The following is a 14,940-nucleotide window of genomic DNA, read 5'->3' as shown; positions in this document are numbered from 1 at the left end:
GGATCGGACGAGTACGCCGCTACGTACGAGATCCCGAACGAAGCTACTCAACGGTCACGGCAAACTCTCAAGTAACCCACGTCACACCGAGGTTGGTGGAGCGGATGCCGCGAACCGCCCGCTACCTGGACAGAGCGTCCCGTACGGCTTCGTCGGTGCGCGCCACCACCGCCGTACCGTCGTCCGCGGTGATGATCGGCCGCTGGATGAGCTTCGGATGCGCGGCGAGCGCCTTGATCCAGCGGTCCCGCGCATCCGCGTCCCGTGTCCACTCCTTGAGACCCAACTCCTTGGCGGCGGCCTCCTGGGTGCGGGTGATGTCCCACGGTTCGAGCCCGAGCCGGTCCAGTACGGCGCGGATCTCGTCCTCGCCCGGGACGTCCTCCAGATAGCGGCGGACGGTGTAGTCGGCACCCTCGGCGTCGAGCAGGGTGATCGCGCTGCGGCACTTGGAACAGGCCGGATTGATCCAGATCTCCATGCCGCCCACCGTAGCCAACGGGGCCCGAAAACCCGTGTTCCACCCCTGTCACAGGACCCGTCAGATCCCGTCTGGCCAGGGGCGATTGTCAGTGGAGAGTAGTAAAATAGAAGCAGTGTTCGAGGGTTGCCGACGGGGGATTCCGGCGGCGCCCAGACCGCGACAGGAGGATGTCCGTGCCCGCTGCCGCACTGAAGTCGAAGCCGCTGCCCACTCAATCCACCGCCCAGCATCCCGTCCTGCTCGACCTGCCCTACGCCCCGGTGGTGAAGCACACCCTGCCGCCGGGCCGTCCGCGCGAGTGGTACATCACCCACAACCGGCGTCTGAAGGCCATGCGCCTGGCGATCGCCCTGCTCGACTCCGGTGTCCACATGCCGAACCAGGCGCGTGACGAGACGATCCGCAGCGCGGCGGAGGTCATCGGTGTGCACCCGCCGTCGGACACCACGTGCCACATGGTGCGGGCGCTGATGCGCTACAGCCGCTGATCCGGTAAGGCCGCCGAGGCCGAGGAAAAGGGCGATCTCCGGCCGCCAGGGTTGGCCGGAGATCGCCCTAGCCCTGCCCGCTCCGGGTCCATACGATGCGGTCGCCCCCCGGTCTTCACAGCTGCTTCACAGACCGCCGCTTCAACGACCGCGGGGTCCTCGCGCGTGCCTATGACATGCGCATGACATGTGCATCATCGGGAATGTGCATCACTAGATCGGAGAACCCCCCATGGTTCGTGGTCTCCTCCTGGGCGGCGCTGTCGCCGCCCTCTTCGCCAGTGCGCTGCCCGCGCAGGCCGAGTCCCCCTTCGAGGACCCGCCCCCGGACAAGATCGTCATCAACGTCGCCACGGTGAACGGCTCCGGCTGCCCCCAGGGCACGGCCGCGGTCGCCGTCTCGCCGGACAACACCGCGTTCACCGTGACCTACAGCGACTACCTCGCCCAGGTCGGCGGCGGCGCCCCGTCCACCGCGTTCCGCAAGAACTGCCAGCTCAACCTGATCGTCCATGTGCCCGGCGGCTTCACCTACGCCATCGCCAGCGTCGACTACCGCGGATTCGCCTCGCTCCAGCGTGGCGCGAGCGGTGTGGAGAAGGCCTCGTACTACTTCCAGGGCTCCCCGGACACGGCCTCCAGGACCCACACCTTCAACGGCCCCTACGAGGACAACTGGCAGGCCACGGACGAGACCGACTGGGCCCAACTGGTGTGGGCGCCCTGCGGTGTCGAGCGCAACTTCAACATCAACACCGAGCTGCGGGTCAACCGGGGGTCGTCGCCGGCGAGCAGCACGAGCTTCATGACCATGGACTCGACGGACGGTGACATCAGCACGATCTACCACTTGGCGTGGAAGGAGTGCCCCTCCGGGTGAGCCGGGGCCGCCGGGTGCCGCCTCTTTTCTGGGCACCCGGCACTCACCCTGAGCCTCTCCGGCCGCCGACCGCCCGCGGCCCGGTGGGGCTTCTCGCGCAGTTCCCCGCGCCCCTCAAGGCAACGGCCCCTGCGGGCCGTTGAAAAAGCACGGGGCGCGGCCCCTGCTTTTTCAGGGGCGCGGGGAACTGCGCGAGAAGCCCCACCGGACCCGCACCCGCCGACGCACCCCCACCCCCGAGCTATTAGGCGCCCCCCGCCCCAACTACCCGTACCGCTCCCACAACCCACCCACATACTCCTCCAGCCGCACCCCCAACACCCCCGGCGTCAAATCCCCCCGCCCCAGCTCCCGCCAGGGCCCCGCGAGCTTCTCCGCGTCGGGCGCGTACGCGAGCGCGTCCAACAGCCGCCAGTACAAATGCTCCCGCCCCCGAGCCAGCCGACGCCCACCCCACGCTTCGTACCGCTCACCGAACCCGACCCCGTACTCCGCCCCGAACAACAGCGCCAACGCGGTCGCACAGTGGGCCACATCGAGATCCGCAGGCCCCCAAGAGGTCTCCACCCAATCAACCACCCCGCTGATCCCGAGACCTCCGCCCCCGCCCCCACCCCCGACCCCACCCGTGAACAGCACGTTCCCCGGATGGAAGTCCCGGTGCAGAAAACACCCCTCCCACGCCGGAGGCTCCCGCCGGATCACGTCCACGGCCCGCTCCCACAACGCACCACCCGCCGTCGTGACCCGCTCGGGCGAGGTCCAGGCCTGATACGTACGCGGCCGTTCCACCGGTACGACCGCGTGGATCCGGGCGAGCTGCCCGGCGAGCAGATCGAGCCGCTCCTCAAGGTCCGCGTCCGCCGTCACCCGCACCGACCCCGGCAGCAGGGACATCAACAGCGAGGGATGACCGGCGAGTTCGCCGCCCGGGTCGACGGCGTACAGGCGTGGCGTGGGAATGCCGTCGTACGGCGCGAGCAGGGTGAACATCGCTGCCTCACGGTTCAACAGCCCGGGAGCGTGCAGCCGGAAGAACGGTTTCACGAACGACCGCAGGACGAGCCCCGTCCCGTCGTCGAGCGTCAGCCGGCGCATCGTCGAGGACCAACCACCCCGTAGATCGGCCCAGTTCAGTACCACGCGGCCCTCGGGCAGCTGCTCGGCCACCCACGCCCGGGTCGCCGCCCACTCCTGATCGTCGAATCCCATGAGGGCCAGCATCCCCGATAAATGAGATGCCCCCGCACCCGTCACACGAGCATCCTGGACAGACGCGGGGGAGTCCTCGGACACCGGACTCACGCAGGACGGGGGTCACTTTCCGGCCCCGGGGCTACTCTTCCTCGCATCATCACCCACGCCACGCCCCGAGGAGTCCCGTCATGGGCACCTTGATCCTCTCGGCGACCGCGGTTCTGGTCGTCATGGGTTTCTCCAACCAAGTCCTCTGGCTGGCCGCGGTCGCCCTGCTCTACCTGTACGTCCGTTACGGCCGCACGGGGGGAGGCTCGGCGACTTCCTCGTCGGGTTCCCCGGCGAGCGGCGGCTCGGCCCAGCCCGCCTCCTACCGCGCGTACCGCGATCGCCGTGACCAGCAGGCGAAGTGGGAGCGCCGCTACCGCCGCGAACGTCCTTCCGAGACCCGTCGGCAGGACCGCGACAAGAGCAACAAGTAACGAGCGACGAGCAACAAGCAACGAGTAACGAGCGACGAGCAAGGGCGTCCCGGGGTCGGTCACAGCCCCGGGGCACCCCAGATCGGGAACCACCGGCTCAGCTCGGGCTCGATCCGCAGATCGTCCCCGAGCGCGGCCCGGACCCGTAGCTCCGGCGCGTTGTCCCGCCGCCACCCGCCACCCGCCACCCGCCACCCGCCGCCCGCCGCCCGCCGCCCGCCGCCCGCCACCCGCCACCCGCCACCCGCCAGCGGCGCGAACGGATAGAACGTCCCACGCTTGTAGATGGACGACCCCGAGCCGAGTGCCGTCTCCCCCACCGCGCCCGTCCCCCGCCCCGACGCCGGAACCCGATGACCGAGCACAGCAGTTGCGGCCCGAACCCGCCGCCGGGAGACCAGCCACGATCGACTTGCACCTCGGGCTGAAGCCCGAGGATTCTGGCCTTCTCGACTTGCTGCTGTGCCGCTACGCGGCACGGTTTCCGGTCGGGAATCCGTGGCTTCCTGTTTCTTCGCGCTGTGCCGGGATCGCTCCTGGTCTTACCGGCGCTCCGCAGGCCGTCACCGCCAGTCCGGCGGACGTCTTCACGTTGATCGCGGCGTTCACGTCCCGGTCGTGGACCGCGCCGCAGGCGACACACGTCCACTCCCGGACATCGAGGGGTTTGGGCCCGTCCACGGCGCCGCAGGTGGAGCAGGTCTGGGAGGTCGGCGTGAACCGGCCGATCGTGACCAGGGTGCGGCCGTACCGTGCCGCCTTGTACTTCAGCATGCCGATGAACGCCGACCAGCCGGCGTCGTGCACGGACTTGGCCAGCCTGGTGCGTGCCAGCCCCGCCACCGAGAGGTCCTCCACGGCGATCCCTTGGTTTTCGGAGATCAGCCTCGTGGAGAGCCGGTGGTGGAACTCACGGCGTGCGTCGGCGACCTGGGCATGGGCGCGGGCGACCTTCAGGCGCGCTTTGGCCCGGTTCTTCGTTCCCTTCTGTTTGCGGCACAGCTCTTTCCGGACCCTCTTGAGCTTCTTCTCCGCCCGGCGCGGAAACCTCGGGGAGCCGATCTTTGTGCCGTCGGACAGGACGGCGAAATGTGTCAGGCCCAGGTCGATGCCGATGGTCCCGTCGGACTCGGGCATCCGGGCGGCGTCGGCGGCGGGGTCGGTGTCGATGACGAAGGAGGCGAAATACCGGCCGGCCGCGTCCATCACGACGGTGACCGAGGTGGGGGTGACGGGCAGGGTGCGGGACCGTTTCACCTTCACCGTGCCGGTCTTCGGCAGGTTCAGCCGTCCCCGGTCGGTGATGTTCCGGCGGGCATTGGCGGTGAACCGGATCGACTGCCGGGCGTCCTTACGGGACTTGAAGCGGGGCGAGCCGACCTTCGGTCCCTTGCGGGCTCCTTTGAGGGAGGCGAAGAAGTTGCGGTAGGCGGCCTCGGCGTCCCGCAGGGACTGCTGGAGGACGACGGCGGAGACCTCACCCAGCCAGGACCGTTCCGCTGTCCGTTTCGCCTCGGTGACCAGCCTCCTCGACAGCCTCCGGCCGCCGGGAACGGCTGCCCGGCCCGGCGGGCATCCCCGGGGCTCGCACCGCGTCGTTGAACACGACACGGGCGCACCCGAACGCCCTGGCCAGCGCGGTGCGCTGACCGACATCCGGGTAGAGCCTGAACGCGTACCGGAGATGCATGACGATCACACTAGGCAGATCGCGCACGCGTCACCAGAGAGCGCAGGTGAACGAATCATCACCCTGACTCTCCCGCCCCCACCCACCACAGCGTCCGGCTGCGCCGGAGCAGTGCCGCGACGCTCCGCGTCACCGTCATCGGATCCGCTTCACCCCCGGCCTGAAGGCCGGAGCACTGCGAATGAGTCCCGGTAGCCGTACCCGTCCCGTTCGATCCCGACCGGAACCCGAGCATCGGTCCACCCCACACGCAGGCAGCAGTTCGCCCGCTTCCCTTGTGCGCCCGAGGGTTCCCATGAACCGGTCGCGATCGGCCCCCATCAGGGCAAATGACTCTCCGCGGATCCGTAGGACCCGGGCGTGGCCCCTGCTCGGTCGACCCGGGCGTGGCTGCCCGCTCGCTCGACCCGGGTGTCGCCGCCTGCTCGCTCAGGCGCCGAGCCCGGCCTCCCGCTTCCGCAGCCGCAGGACGGGGTCGCTGAACAGGCGGCGGCCGCGATCGAGCAACTCGCCCACCTCTGGGTCCCCGAGCCGCCCCTCCGCCGACGGACGCCACCCCTGCACGGACTGCCCGGCCCAGGTCCGCAGCCTGTCGTCCGAGTCGTCCAGTAGCGCGACGGCCGCCCGCAGCCCCACGACTCCACCGCGAGCCTCCAGCAAGCGGAAGGCGGCCACCCGCGCGTGCCGTGGCCGCTCGGCCCTCAGCCGTTCCGTCAGCCACTCCTCGGGCAGCCGTTCCGCCGACGGCAACAGCGCGACGGTCGTCTCCCGGACGACCCCGGGTCCGGGATCGTCGATCAGGGGCCGCAGCCGCCGTACATCGGACACGTCCAGCAGCCGCAGGGCCGCCACGGCACGGGCCCGTACGCCGGGTGCCGGATGGGCAAGAAGCGGCCACAGCAGCCCGGCGTCCGCCCGATTCCCGCACTCGGCGAGCCCGATGACGTGCCCCGGCCGCAGCGCCGAATCGTCCGGCGCCGCGCACCAGGCCCGGTACAGCGGCGCCGGATCGGTCCCGTACCGCCGTACGACATACCGGGCGCAGGCCCGTACCAGCGCGGACCGGTCGCCCAGGAATGCCACCGCGCCCTCCGGCCGCCCGGCCCGCCGCAGCGCGGTGACCCCGGCGGAGCGTGCGCGGGGGCTGCGGGCGCCGAGGAGGGGGCCGAGGACGTCGTCGAATGATTCCTCCGGTACGGCGGCCAGCGCGGCGTCCGCACACAGGTCCTGGACGACGACGTCGCCGTCCCGGGCGGCGGCGCCGGCGAGCCCGGCGGGGGACAGGAGCCGCTGCTCGATCGCCAGCCGGTAGGCGAAGCGGCGGACGGCGGGATCCGGGGCAGTGAACAGGGGCGCGAGCCGCTCCAGCGGGGCCGGGCGGAGCACCTCGGCGAGCAGACCGACGGCGAAGGCGCCCCGGTCGCGGCGGCCGACGAGCAGGATCAGCGGGGCTAGGACGACCGCCGCGCTTGGGTCGAGCGCCGCACGCAGCAGGGAGCGTGCACGCTCCCGCACAGGTCCGGCCCAGTCGGCGGCGCGGACGACGAGCAGCGGCAACAGATCCGGATATGCCGTGGCGGGCCGCAGCGCCGCCTCACGCACCCGGCCGTCGTGGTGGCACAGGGCGAGTGCGAGCCGTGCCTCGGTCGGTTCCGCCCGGCGCGCCAGGACGCCGAGCCAGGTGCGTCGGCCCTCGACCTCGTCCCGCGTCGGCAGCAGGTCCCGGCCCACCCAGCAGCGCGTGCCCGCGTCCAGGTCGAGCCAGGCGCCGGGAGCGGTGGCATCGACCGAGTCCCGCAGTTCCCCGCCCCGCACGAGCCGCAGGGCGGCCTCGCCTCCGCCCCGGAGATCCTGGCGCATGCCCGACCCCGTTAGGAGGACCGATAGTTGACGTATCCGATGAGCGCGATCAGACCCGCCACGCACCCGAACACGATCACCGTCGACACCCACGAGGACCGCCGCGGCTCCCTCGGGCCGGGGTCGGCGCGGAAGGGCTGGGGCGCGGGCGGGTTCTCCTTCCAGCGCGCGGCCAGCATCCGGGCCCGCGCCGAGGGCTCCTTCAGCTCCGCGTTGTCCGCCCACTTGATGTCGAACTCACGCTCGTCGTCGTCCTGTTCGGGCATCCCCGTGTCCCCCGTCATCTCTCTCGAACAGTCGTGCCAGAACCCTACGGCCCAGAACCATACGACGGCGCCCCCGTCCCGGAAACCGGGAACGGGGGCGCCGTCGTCGTAGGGGCTACGCGTCGATCACACGTCGAAGTACAGCTCGAACTCGTGCGGGTGCGGGCGCAGCTGCAGCGGGGCGATCTCGTTGGCGCGCTTGTAGTCGATCCAGGTCTCGATCAGGTCCGGCGTGAAGACGTCGCCCTGGAGGAGGAACTCGTGGTCGCGCTCCAGCGAGTCGAGGACGGCCGGGAGGGAGGTCGGGACCTGCGGGACGCCCGCGTGCTCCTCGGGGGCCAGCTCGTAGAGGTCCTTGTCGATCGGCTCGGCCGGCTCGATCTTGTTCTTGATGCCGTCGAGGCCCGCGAGCAGCAGGGCCGAGAAGGCGAGGTACGGGTTGCCGGAGGAGTCGGGCGCGCGGAACTCGACGCGCTTGGCCTTCGGGTTCGAACCCGTGATCGGGATACGCATGGCCGCGGAGCGGTTGCGCTGCGAGTAGACCAGGTTGACCGGGGCCTCGAAGCCGGGCACCAGGCGGTGGTACGAGTTCACCGTCGGGTTGGTGAAGGCCAGCAGCGACGGGGCGTGCTTGAGGATGCCGCCGATGTAGAAGCGGGCGGTGTCCGACAGGCCCGCGTAACCGGCCTCGTCGTAGAAGAGCGGCTGGCCGCCGGTCCACAGCGACTGGTGGACGTGCATGCCCGAGCCGTTGTCACCGAAGATCGGCTTCGGCATGAAGGTCGCGGTCTTGCCGTTGCGCCAGGCCACGTTCTTCACGATGTACTTGAAGAGCTGGAGGTCGTCGGCCGCGGCGAGCAGCGTGTTGAACTTGTAGTTGATCTCGGCCTGGCCGGCGGTGCCCACCTCGTGGTGCTGGCGCTCGACCTGGAGGCCGGACTTGGCCAGCTCCAGGGAGATCTCGGCACGCAGGTCGGCGAAGTGGTCGACCGGCGGGGTCGGGAAGTAGCCGCCCTTGTAGCGGACCTTGTAGCCGCGGTTGTCCTCCAGCGCACCGGTGTTCCAGGCGCCCGCCTCGGAGTCGATGTGGTAGAAGGACTCGTTCGCCGAGGTGGCGAAACGCACGCTGTCGAAGACGTAGAACTCGGCCTCGGGGCCGAAGTACGCCGTGTCGGCGATACCGGTGGACGCCAGGTACGCCTCCGCCTTCTTCGCCACGTTCCGCGGGTCACGGGAGTACTGCTCGCCCGTGATCGGGTCGTGGATGAAGAAGTTGATGTTGACCGTCTTGTCGCGGCGGAACGGGTCGACGCGCGCGGTGGACAGGTCGGCGCGCAGCGCCATGTCGGACTCGTGGATGGCCTGGAAGCCTCGGATCGAGGAGCCGTCGAACGCGAGCTCCTCGGCCGGGTCGAAGGCCTCCGCCGGGATCGTGAAGTGCTGCATCACACCCGGCAGGTCGCAGAAGCGGACGTCGACGAACTTGACGTCCTCGTCCGCGATGTACTTCTTGGCCTCGTCGGCGTTCTGGAACATCCAGCTCCTCCTACTCCCGACGTCTCCTGCCGGGGTGGTAGTTCGTTCGTGCGGCCAGTGCGGTGGCACACGCTCTTCACGACACTAGGGACAGGTGATTTCTCGTACGTGACCCATTTGTTTCGCACAAGTTAACCGGACATCCCACCCCGCACCCCACCTGTCCGTATGGCAGAACGGTGGCAGTACCGTGGACGCGTGGACAAGAGGCAAGCACTCGGATCGTGGCTCTCCGGCCCCCGCGAAGCCGCGGAGGCGGCCGGAGTCGACTTCGGATACAGGGGAGAGCAGCTCGGTCTGCCGGAGGAGGGGCCCGGCTCCATCGCCCGCCCCGGCCGCCGCCTCGGGGCCCTCGCCGTCGACTGGGGCCTGTGCCTGTTGATCGCATACGGCCTCATCACCGACGGCTACGACCAGGCCACCAGCAACTGGGCCCTGCTCGTCTTCTTCCTGCTGCACGCCCTCACCCTGGGCACGGTCGGCTTCACGCCGGGCAAGCGCCTCTTCGGCCTGCGTGTCGTCGCCGAGGGCACCGGCACGGTCACCCCCTGGCGCGCCGTCGTCCGCACGCTCCTGCTCTGCCTCGCCATCCCCGCCCTGGTCTGGGACCGCGACGGACGCGGCCTGCACGACCGGCTGGCCCGCACGGTCGAGGTGCGGATCTAGCGTCGCTACGACGATGGGGGCGCCCGGATCTCTCCGGGCGCCCCCATCGTCATCGTCGTACTCGCGGCGTCAGCGGGCCTTCGGGCCGCCCTTCGGCATGCGCATGCCCTTGGGCATCGGGCCCTTGGGGAGTGGCATGTTGCTCATCAGGTCGCCCATCGCGCGCAGCCGGTCGTTGGTGGCGGTCACCTGGGGGCCGGAGAGCACGCGCGGCAGCTTGAGCATCGTCGTGCGCAGCTTCTTCAGCTCGGTCCGGCCCTCGCCGGTGCCCACGACCAGGTCGTGCACCGGGACGTCCGCCACGATGCGGGCCATCTTCCGCTTCTCGGCGGCCAGCAGGCTCTTGACCCGGTTCGGGTTGCCCTCGGCGACCAGGACGATGCCGGCCTTGCCGACGGCCCGGTGCACCACGTCCTGGCTGCGGTTCATCGCCACCGCGGGCGTCGTGGTCCAGCCACGGCCCACGTTGTCCAGGACCGCCGCGGCGGCCCCCGGCTGGCCCTCCATCTGCCCGAACGCGGCCCGCTCGGCCCGCCGTCCGAACACGATCGCCGTCGCGAGGAAGGCGAGCAGGAGGCCCAGGATGCCGAGATAGATGGGGTGACCGATCAAGAAACCGATCGCGAGGAAGACACCGAAGGTGATGATTCCGACAGCCGCGAGTACAAGACCGATCTTCTTGTCGGCCCTGCGGGTCATCTTGTACGTCAGAGCGATCTGCTTGAGTCGCCCGGGGTTCGCAGCGTCCGCTGCGGGTTCCTTCCTCGCCATGGCACGAAGTCTACGTGTCCGGGGAAGCGGGGACGACGGCGGTGCCGGTGGGGACCGGAGACCGGCGGCTGCGCTGGGGAAGCGGCGCCGGGCGGCGGCGGTGCCGGCGTGGTGCGGCGGTTGCGTGGTGCGGTGTTGAGGGCGCGGTGCTACGAGGTGCGTTACGAGGTGCGTGAGGTGACGGCCGCTTCGAGGACGCGCTCGGTCTCGACGCGGTCCTTGGCGCGGCGGCGGTCCTCCAGGACGGAGGTCCAGGCGTTGCGACGGGCGGTGCGCTGACCACTGCTCATGAGCAGCGACTCGACGGCACGGAGTGCATCGGTGAACGACGGGATCGCTGTGGCACGAACGGGTGCGGCCTGCATGGGAGGTCCCCCCTCGGGATGGCTGCTCTGGCTAGGACCCTGTACCGGGCGTGAAACCAGGGTCACTGATTGGTGTTACCAGGGCGTGACCGACCGGTCAAACGCCAATGAAACCTTGATGCGCGGCACTTAATCCCTGACGCGGCCCTGACGACGCCCTCATCTGCGAGGACGGTCAGGACCGCGGTCAATCGGCCATTACCGACGAGTAGCCTCTTGTGCTCAGATTCACGCGAATCGGGTGGCACTCCGTGCCATTCGGCGTAAGGCGCTCGCGAGGCGTTCGCGAGGCGTTCGTGAGGCGTTCGCGAGGCGTTCGCCGGGGCTCGGGAGGGGCCGGGAGGGGTCGGCCGGGAGGGGTCAGACGGCCTGCGAGGCGACGTACGCGCCGCGCTTCTCGACGGCCATCTGGTAGAGGCGGCCGGCCCGGTACGAGGAACGGACCAGCGGGCCGGACATCACACCGGAGAAGCCGATCTCGTCGGCCTCCTGCTTCAGCTCGACGAACTCCTGCGGCTTGACCCAGCGCTCCACGGGGTGGTGGCGGACGCTCGGACGCAGGTACTGGGTGATGGTGACCAGCTCGCAGCCGGCGTCGTGCAGTTGCTTCAGCGCCTCGCTGACCTCCTCGCGGGTCTCGCCCATGCCGAGGATCAGGTTCGACTTCGTGACCAGACCGTAGTCACGGGCCTCGGTGATGACCTTCAGGGAGCGCTCGTAGCGGAAGCCGGGGCGGATGCGCTTGAAGATCCGGGGGACCGTCTCGACGTTGTGCGCGAAGACCTCGGGGCGGGAGGCGAAGACCTCCTCCAGCAGCTCCGGTACGGCGTTGAAGTCGGGGGCCAGCAGCTCGACCTTGGTCCGGCCGTCCGCGCGCTCGGCGGTCTGCTGGTGGATCTGGCGGACCGTCTCGGCGTAGAGCCAGGCGCCGCCGTCCTCCAGGTCGTCGCGGGCGACGCCGGTGATCGTGGCGTAGTTCAGGTCCATGGTGACCACGGACTCGCCGACGCGGCGGGGCTCGTCGCGGTCCAGCGCCTCGGGCTTGCCGGTGTCGATCTGGCAGAAGTCGCAGCGCCTGGTGCACTGGTCGCCGCCGATGAGGAAGGTGGCCTCGCGGTCCTCCCAGCACTCATAGATGTTGGGACATCCGGCTTCCTGGCAGACGGTGTGCAGCCCCTCGCCCTTCACCAGGGCCTGCATCTTCGTGTACTCGGGGCCCATTTTCGCCCGGGTCTTGATCCACTCGGGCTTGCGCTCGATGGGGGTCTGGGCGTTCCGGACCTCCAGGCGCAGCATCTTGCGTCCGTCCGGTGCGACTGCGGACACATCGGCTCCCTGTGCTTCGATTCTTCGGCGTCCACCAGGGTACGCCCGTACGGTTCTCGCTCCCCGGGGTGGGCAACCTTCGGCTCGTGGGTTGCATTCCCGGCGTCGGGTGCGGTGAGGGTGAGTTCTTCGGCCGCTGCTGAGTGGGGCTTCTCGCGCAGTTCCCCGCGCCCCTGAAAAAGCGGGGCTGCGCCCCTGCTTTTTCGGCCCGAAGTGGCCGTAGGCCCTTCAGGGGCGCGGGGAACTGCGCGACCAGCCCCCACGCACCCGCACCCGCCGACGAGCCGAACCCCCACCCCCTGACGCGGACTACGCCGACGCCCGCTCCACCACCCGCGGCTTCAGATCCGCGTCCTCCAGAACATCCCGCAGATGCCGCTCGGCCACGGGCAGCACCTCGGCGATGGTGATGTCCCGCCCCAGCTCACCCGCGAGGGACGCGACCCCGGCGTCACGGATACCGCAGGGGATGATCCGGTCGAACCACTTGTTGTCGGGGTTCACGTTGAGCGCGAACCCGTGCATCGTGACCCCCTTCGCGACCCGGATCCCGATCGCCGCGATCTTGCGGTCCTCACGCCGCTGCCCCGCGTTGGACGGCGCGTACTCCGGCCCGTTCATCCGCGGATCGAACTCGTCGTCGGTCATCCGGGGATCGAGGTCCAGCGAGAGCCCGCCGAGCCGCCGCTCGACCGGATCGCCGAGCACCCACACCCCGCTGCGGCCCTCGACCCGGGTCGTCTCCACGCCGAACTCCGCACACGTACGGATCAGGGCCTCTTCCAGACGCCGTACGTGCGCGACCACGTCCACCGGGCGGGGGAGCTTCTGGATGGGATAGCCCACCAGCTGGCCCGGCCCGTGCCAGGTGATCTTGCCGCCGCGGTCGACGTCGACGACGGGCGTGCCGTCGAGGGGGCGCTCGCTGTCGGCCGTGCGCCGCCCGGCCGTGTAGACCGGGGGGTGCTCCAGGAGCAGCACGGTGTCGGGGACCTCGTCGGCGAAGCGGGCGGCGTGCACCCGGCGCTGCTCGTCCCACGCCTCCTGGTACTCGACCATCTCCGCGCCGAACCCCATGCGGACGAACCGCAACCCACTCACGGCAAGTGCCTCCCTCGGCTGTCGTCCTGTCGTTCCGTCGCCCCGGTCAGGCGCGTGACGCGCCCAAGCCACTGTACGACCGTAGGACCGGGCGCCGTTCGAGCGGTGCCCGGCGCCCGTCGTACGAGGCGCGGAGGCGGATGGCGACGCTCGTCGTACGCGCCGGCCGCCGGGCGTACGAGGGGCCCAGCCGGCGCGTGTCGGAGGCCCTCCACGTCAGCCGTGCGGCAAATCCTCACACGATCGGATGAATGGACGCGGAAGTGTGCGATCGGACGCTTACTCTCCGCTACATTCGCGCCGTTCACAAGGCCGCAAAAGGCTTCTCACCAGGCAATCCGGGAAACCCCGCCGACACCCGGAAGGCAGGAGACCGCACCGCAGATGACGGAACGACCCGCGCAGCGCACCCCCAACCGCCAGCTCGCCGCCCTCATCGCAGAAGCGGGGTTCTCGAACGCGGGACTAGCGCGCCGTGTGGACCAGCTCGGTCTCGAACACGGCCTCGACCTCAGATACGACAAGACGTCGGTCACCCGCTGGCTGCGAGGTCAGCAGCCCCGGGGGACGACACCCGCCCTCATCGCCGAGGTGTTCACCCGCCGCCTCGGCCGTCGGCTCACCGCCCAGGACCTCGGCCTGGACGCCTGCGCCCCCGTCTACGCGGGCCTGGAGTTCGCCGCCACCCCCGAGGAGGCCATCGACATCGTCGGCGGCCTGTGGCGCAAGGACTCCGGCAGCCACGCCGAACTCCGCAAGATCGCGTTCACCCCGGCCGGACTGGTCGTCCCCAGCCGGGACTGGCTGATCGGCCGGGCCGACGACCGGGTGGGGCGCGGTGACCCGGCAGCCACCCGGGTCCCCCCGCAGGGCCGCCCTGTCGTCCCCCGGCAGCGCAGCCAGACCGAGCGCGGCCCCGGCCAGAAGGTCACCGGCGGGGACATCGCCGCCCTCCGCTCCGTGGGGGAGCTGTTCCGCGCCCTCGACGACGCGTACGGCGGCGGCCACGCCCGCCAGGCCCTCGTGCGCTACCTGGAGCACGAGGCCGAGCCCATGCTGCGCGGCGCCTACGGCGAACAGATCGGCCGACGGCTGTTCGCCGCCGCCGCCGACCTGACCCGGCTGGCCGGCTGGACCTCGTACGACATCGGGGCGCACGGCCTCGCCCAGCGGTACTTCGTGCAGGCGCTCAGGCTGGCGCAGGCGGCGGGGGACCGGGCGTACGGGGCGTATGTGCTCGTCACGATGAGCCGTCAGGCGGTCTATCTGGGGCACGGACGGGAGGCCGTGCAGCTCGCGCGCGTCGCCCAGCAGGGCGTCGGGTCGGCCGTGCCGCCGGTGGTGCAGTCGCTGCTGCACTCCGTCGAGGCCCGCGGGCACGCGGTGCTCGGTGAGGTGCGGGCCTCCACGGCCGCGCTGGTCCGCGCCGAACGCGCCCTGGAGACGGCCCGCCCCGGGGACGAAGTCCCGTACTGGGCGCGGTTCTTCGACGAGGCGCAGCTCGCCGACGAGTTCGGCCACAGCCACCGCGACCTCCAGCAGTACCGGGCCGCGGCCCAACACGCGGAACGCTCCCTGCAGTTGAGGGCGCCCGCCTACGCCCGCAGCAGGCTCTTCTGCCGGGTCGTCCTCGCCTCCGCCCGTCTGGGCCTCGGCGAACTCGACCAGGCCTGCCAGTTGGGCGCGGAGGCCGCGGGACAGGCCGCCGAGATGCGGTCCGTACGAGCCGTGGAGTACGTCCGCGACTTCGAACGCCGCCTGGAGCCCTACCGGGACGCCGCCCCGGTGCGGGGTTACCGGGACAAGGTGGCGGCGCTCGGCTAGGCGC

Annotated in this window: 14 protein-coding genes and 2 pseudogenes; 5 read left to right on the top strand and 11 right to left on the bottom strand. The window is 70.6% G+C overall.

The window, feature by feature from the left end; all coding sequences use genetic code 11:
- Nucleotides 1-121: 121 nt before the first annotated feature.
- The gene (locus F9278_RS11395; protein ID WP_193241441.1) at nt 122-481 is read right to left on the bottom strand and encodes an arsenate reductase family protein; all 360 of its coding nucleotides are present in this window, start codon (nt 479-481) and stop codon (nt 122-124) included.
- A gap of 176 nt (nt 482-657) precedes the next feature.
- Here F9278_RS11395 and F9278_RS11390 point away from each other — a divergent pair, with 176 nt between their 5' ends.
- Nucleotides 658-972: a hypothetical protein gene (locus F9278_RS11390; protein WP_152168223.1), complete on the top strand. Its 315-nt coding sequence runs from the start codon at nt 658-660 to the stop codon at nt 970-972.
- Nucleotides 973-1,204: 232 nt separating this feature from the next.
- Entirely contained in the window at nt 1,205-1,852 is a 648-nt protein-coding gene (locus F9278_RS11385) for a DUF4360 domain-containing protein (protein ID WP_152168222.1), read from the top strand.
- A gap of 264 nt (nt 1,853-2,116) precedes the next feature.
- Here the strand turns inward: F9278_RS11385 and F9278_RS11380 are convergent, their stop codons facing one another.
- Nucleotides 2,117-3,064 (bottom strand): phosphotransferase family protein, encoded by a 948-nt coding sequence (locus tag F9278_RS11380; protein WP_193241440.1) that lies wholly within the window; start codon nt 3,062-3,064, stop codon nt 2,117-2,119.
- 173 nt (nt 3,065-3,237) lie between these two features.
- Here F9278_RS11380 and F9278_RS11375 point away from each other — a divergent pair, with 173 nt between their 5' ends.
- The gene (locus F9278_RS11375; RefSeq protein ID WP_152168221.1) at nt 3,238-3,531 is read left to right on the top strand and encodes a hypothetical protein; all 294 of its coding nucleotides are present in this window, start codon (nt 3,238-3,240) and stop codon (nt 3,529-3,531) included.
- A 59-nt stretch (nt 3,532-3,590) separates the two neighbouring features.
- Here F9278_RS11375 and pspAB read toward each other — a convergent pair.
- The 5 genes and pseudogenes from pspAB to glnA form a co-directional block, all read right to left on the bottom strand.
- A pseudogene (pspAB, locus tag F9278_RS11370) lies at nt 3,591-3,919 on the bottom strand (PspA-associated protein PspAB); the annotation flags it as partial.
- 80 nt (nt 3,920-3,999) lie between these two features.
- Nucleotides 4,000-5,221: pseudogene (locus tag F9278_RS11365) on the bottom strand (RNA-guided endonuclease InsQ/TnpB family protein).
- Nucleotides 5,222-5,650: 429 nt separating this feature from the next.
- The gene (locus F9278_RS11360) at nt 5,651-7,081 is read right to left on the bottom strand and encodes a hypothetical protein (protein ID WP_152168220.1); all 1,431 of its coding nucleotides are present in this window, start codon (nt 7,079-7,081) and stop codon (nt 5,651-5,653) included.
- Nucleotides 7,082-7,092: 11 nt separating this feature from the next.
- Nucleotides 7,093-7,347, bottom strand: a complete 255-nt coding sequence (locus tag F9278_RS11355) for an SCO2583/SCO2584 N-terminal domain-containing protein (RefSeq protein ID WP_152168219.1) — start codon at nt 7,345-7,347, stop codon at nt 7,093-7,095.
- Between the two features lie 126 nt (nt 7,348-7,473).
- Nucleotides 7,474-8,883 carry a type I glutamate--ammonia ligase gene (gene glnA / locus F9278_RS11350; protein ID WP_152168218.1) on the bottom strand — a complete coding sequence of 470 codons (1,410 nt, stop codon included), beginning with the start codon at nt 8,881-8,883 and terminating at the stop codon, nt 7,474-7,476.
- A gap of 198 nt (nt 8,884-9,081) precedes the next feature.
- Here glnA and F9278_RS11345 point away from each other — a divergent pair, with 198 nt between their 5' ends.
- Nucleotides 9,082-9,549 (top strand): RDD family protein, encoded by a 468-nt coding sequence (locus F9278_RS11345; protein WP_152168217.1) that lies wholly within the window; start codon nt 9,082-9,084, stop codon nt 9,547-9,549.
- Nucleotides 9,550-9,618: 69 nt separating this feature from the next.
- Here the strand turns inward: F9278_RS11345 and F9278_RS11340 are convergent, their stop codons facing one another.
- The 4 genes from F9278_RS11340 to lipB form a co-directional block, all read right to left on the bottom strand.
- Nucleotides 9,619-10,320, bottom strand: coding sequence for a DUF4191 domain-containing protein (locus tag F9278_RS11340; protein ID WP_152168216.1), 702 nt, complete (start codon nt 10,318-10,320; stop codon nt 9,619-9,621).
- A gap of 161 nt (nt 10,321-10,481) precedes the next feature.
- Nucleotides 10,482-10,685 carry an SCO2195 family GlnR-regulated protein gene (locus F9278_RS11335; protein WP_152168215.1) on the bottom strand — a complete coding sequence of 68 codons (204 nt, stop codon included), beginning with the start codon at nt 10,683-10,685 and terminating at the stop codon, nt 10,482-10,484.
- Nucleotides 10,686-11,045: 360 nt separating this feature from the next.
- Nucleotides 11,046-12,011, bottom strand: coding sequence for a lipoyl synthase (gene lipA, locus F9278_RS11330; protein WP_152168214.1), 966 nt, complete (start codon nt 12,009-12,011; stop codon nt 11,046-11,048).
- Between the two features lie 309 nt (nt 12,012-12,320).
- Nucleotides 12,321-13,112: a lipoyl(octanoyl) transferase LipB gene (lipB, locus tag F9278_RS11325; protein WP_152168213.1), complete on the bottom strand. Its 792-nt coding sequence runs from the start codon at nt 13,110-13,112 to the stop codon at nt 12,321-12,323.
- Between the two features lie 384 nt (nt 13,113-13,496).
- Between lipB and F9278_RS11320 the strand changes: the two genes are divergently transcribed.
- Nucleotides 13,497-14,936 (top strand): regulator, encoded by a 1,440-nt coding sequence (locus tag F9278_RS11320; protein ID WP_152168212.1) that lies wholly within the window; start codon nt 13,497-13,499, stop codon nt 14,934-14,936.
- Nucleotides 14,937-14,940: the final 4 nt, after the last annotated feature.

Origin of the sequence: Streptomyces phaeolivaceus (assembly GCF_009184865.1) — a bacterium.
In the GTDB taxonomy this organism is placed as follows: domain Bacteria; phylum Actinomycetota; class Actinomycetes; order Streptomycetales; family Streptomycetaceae; genus Streptomyces; species Streptomyces phaeolivaceus.
The sequence above is the reverse complement of the archived record's forward strand: the minus strand, read 5'-3'. Positions and strand labels throughout refer to the sequence as shown.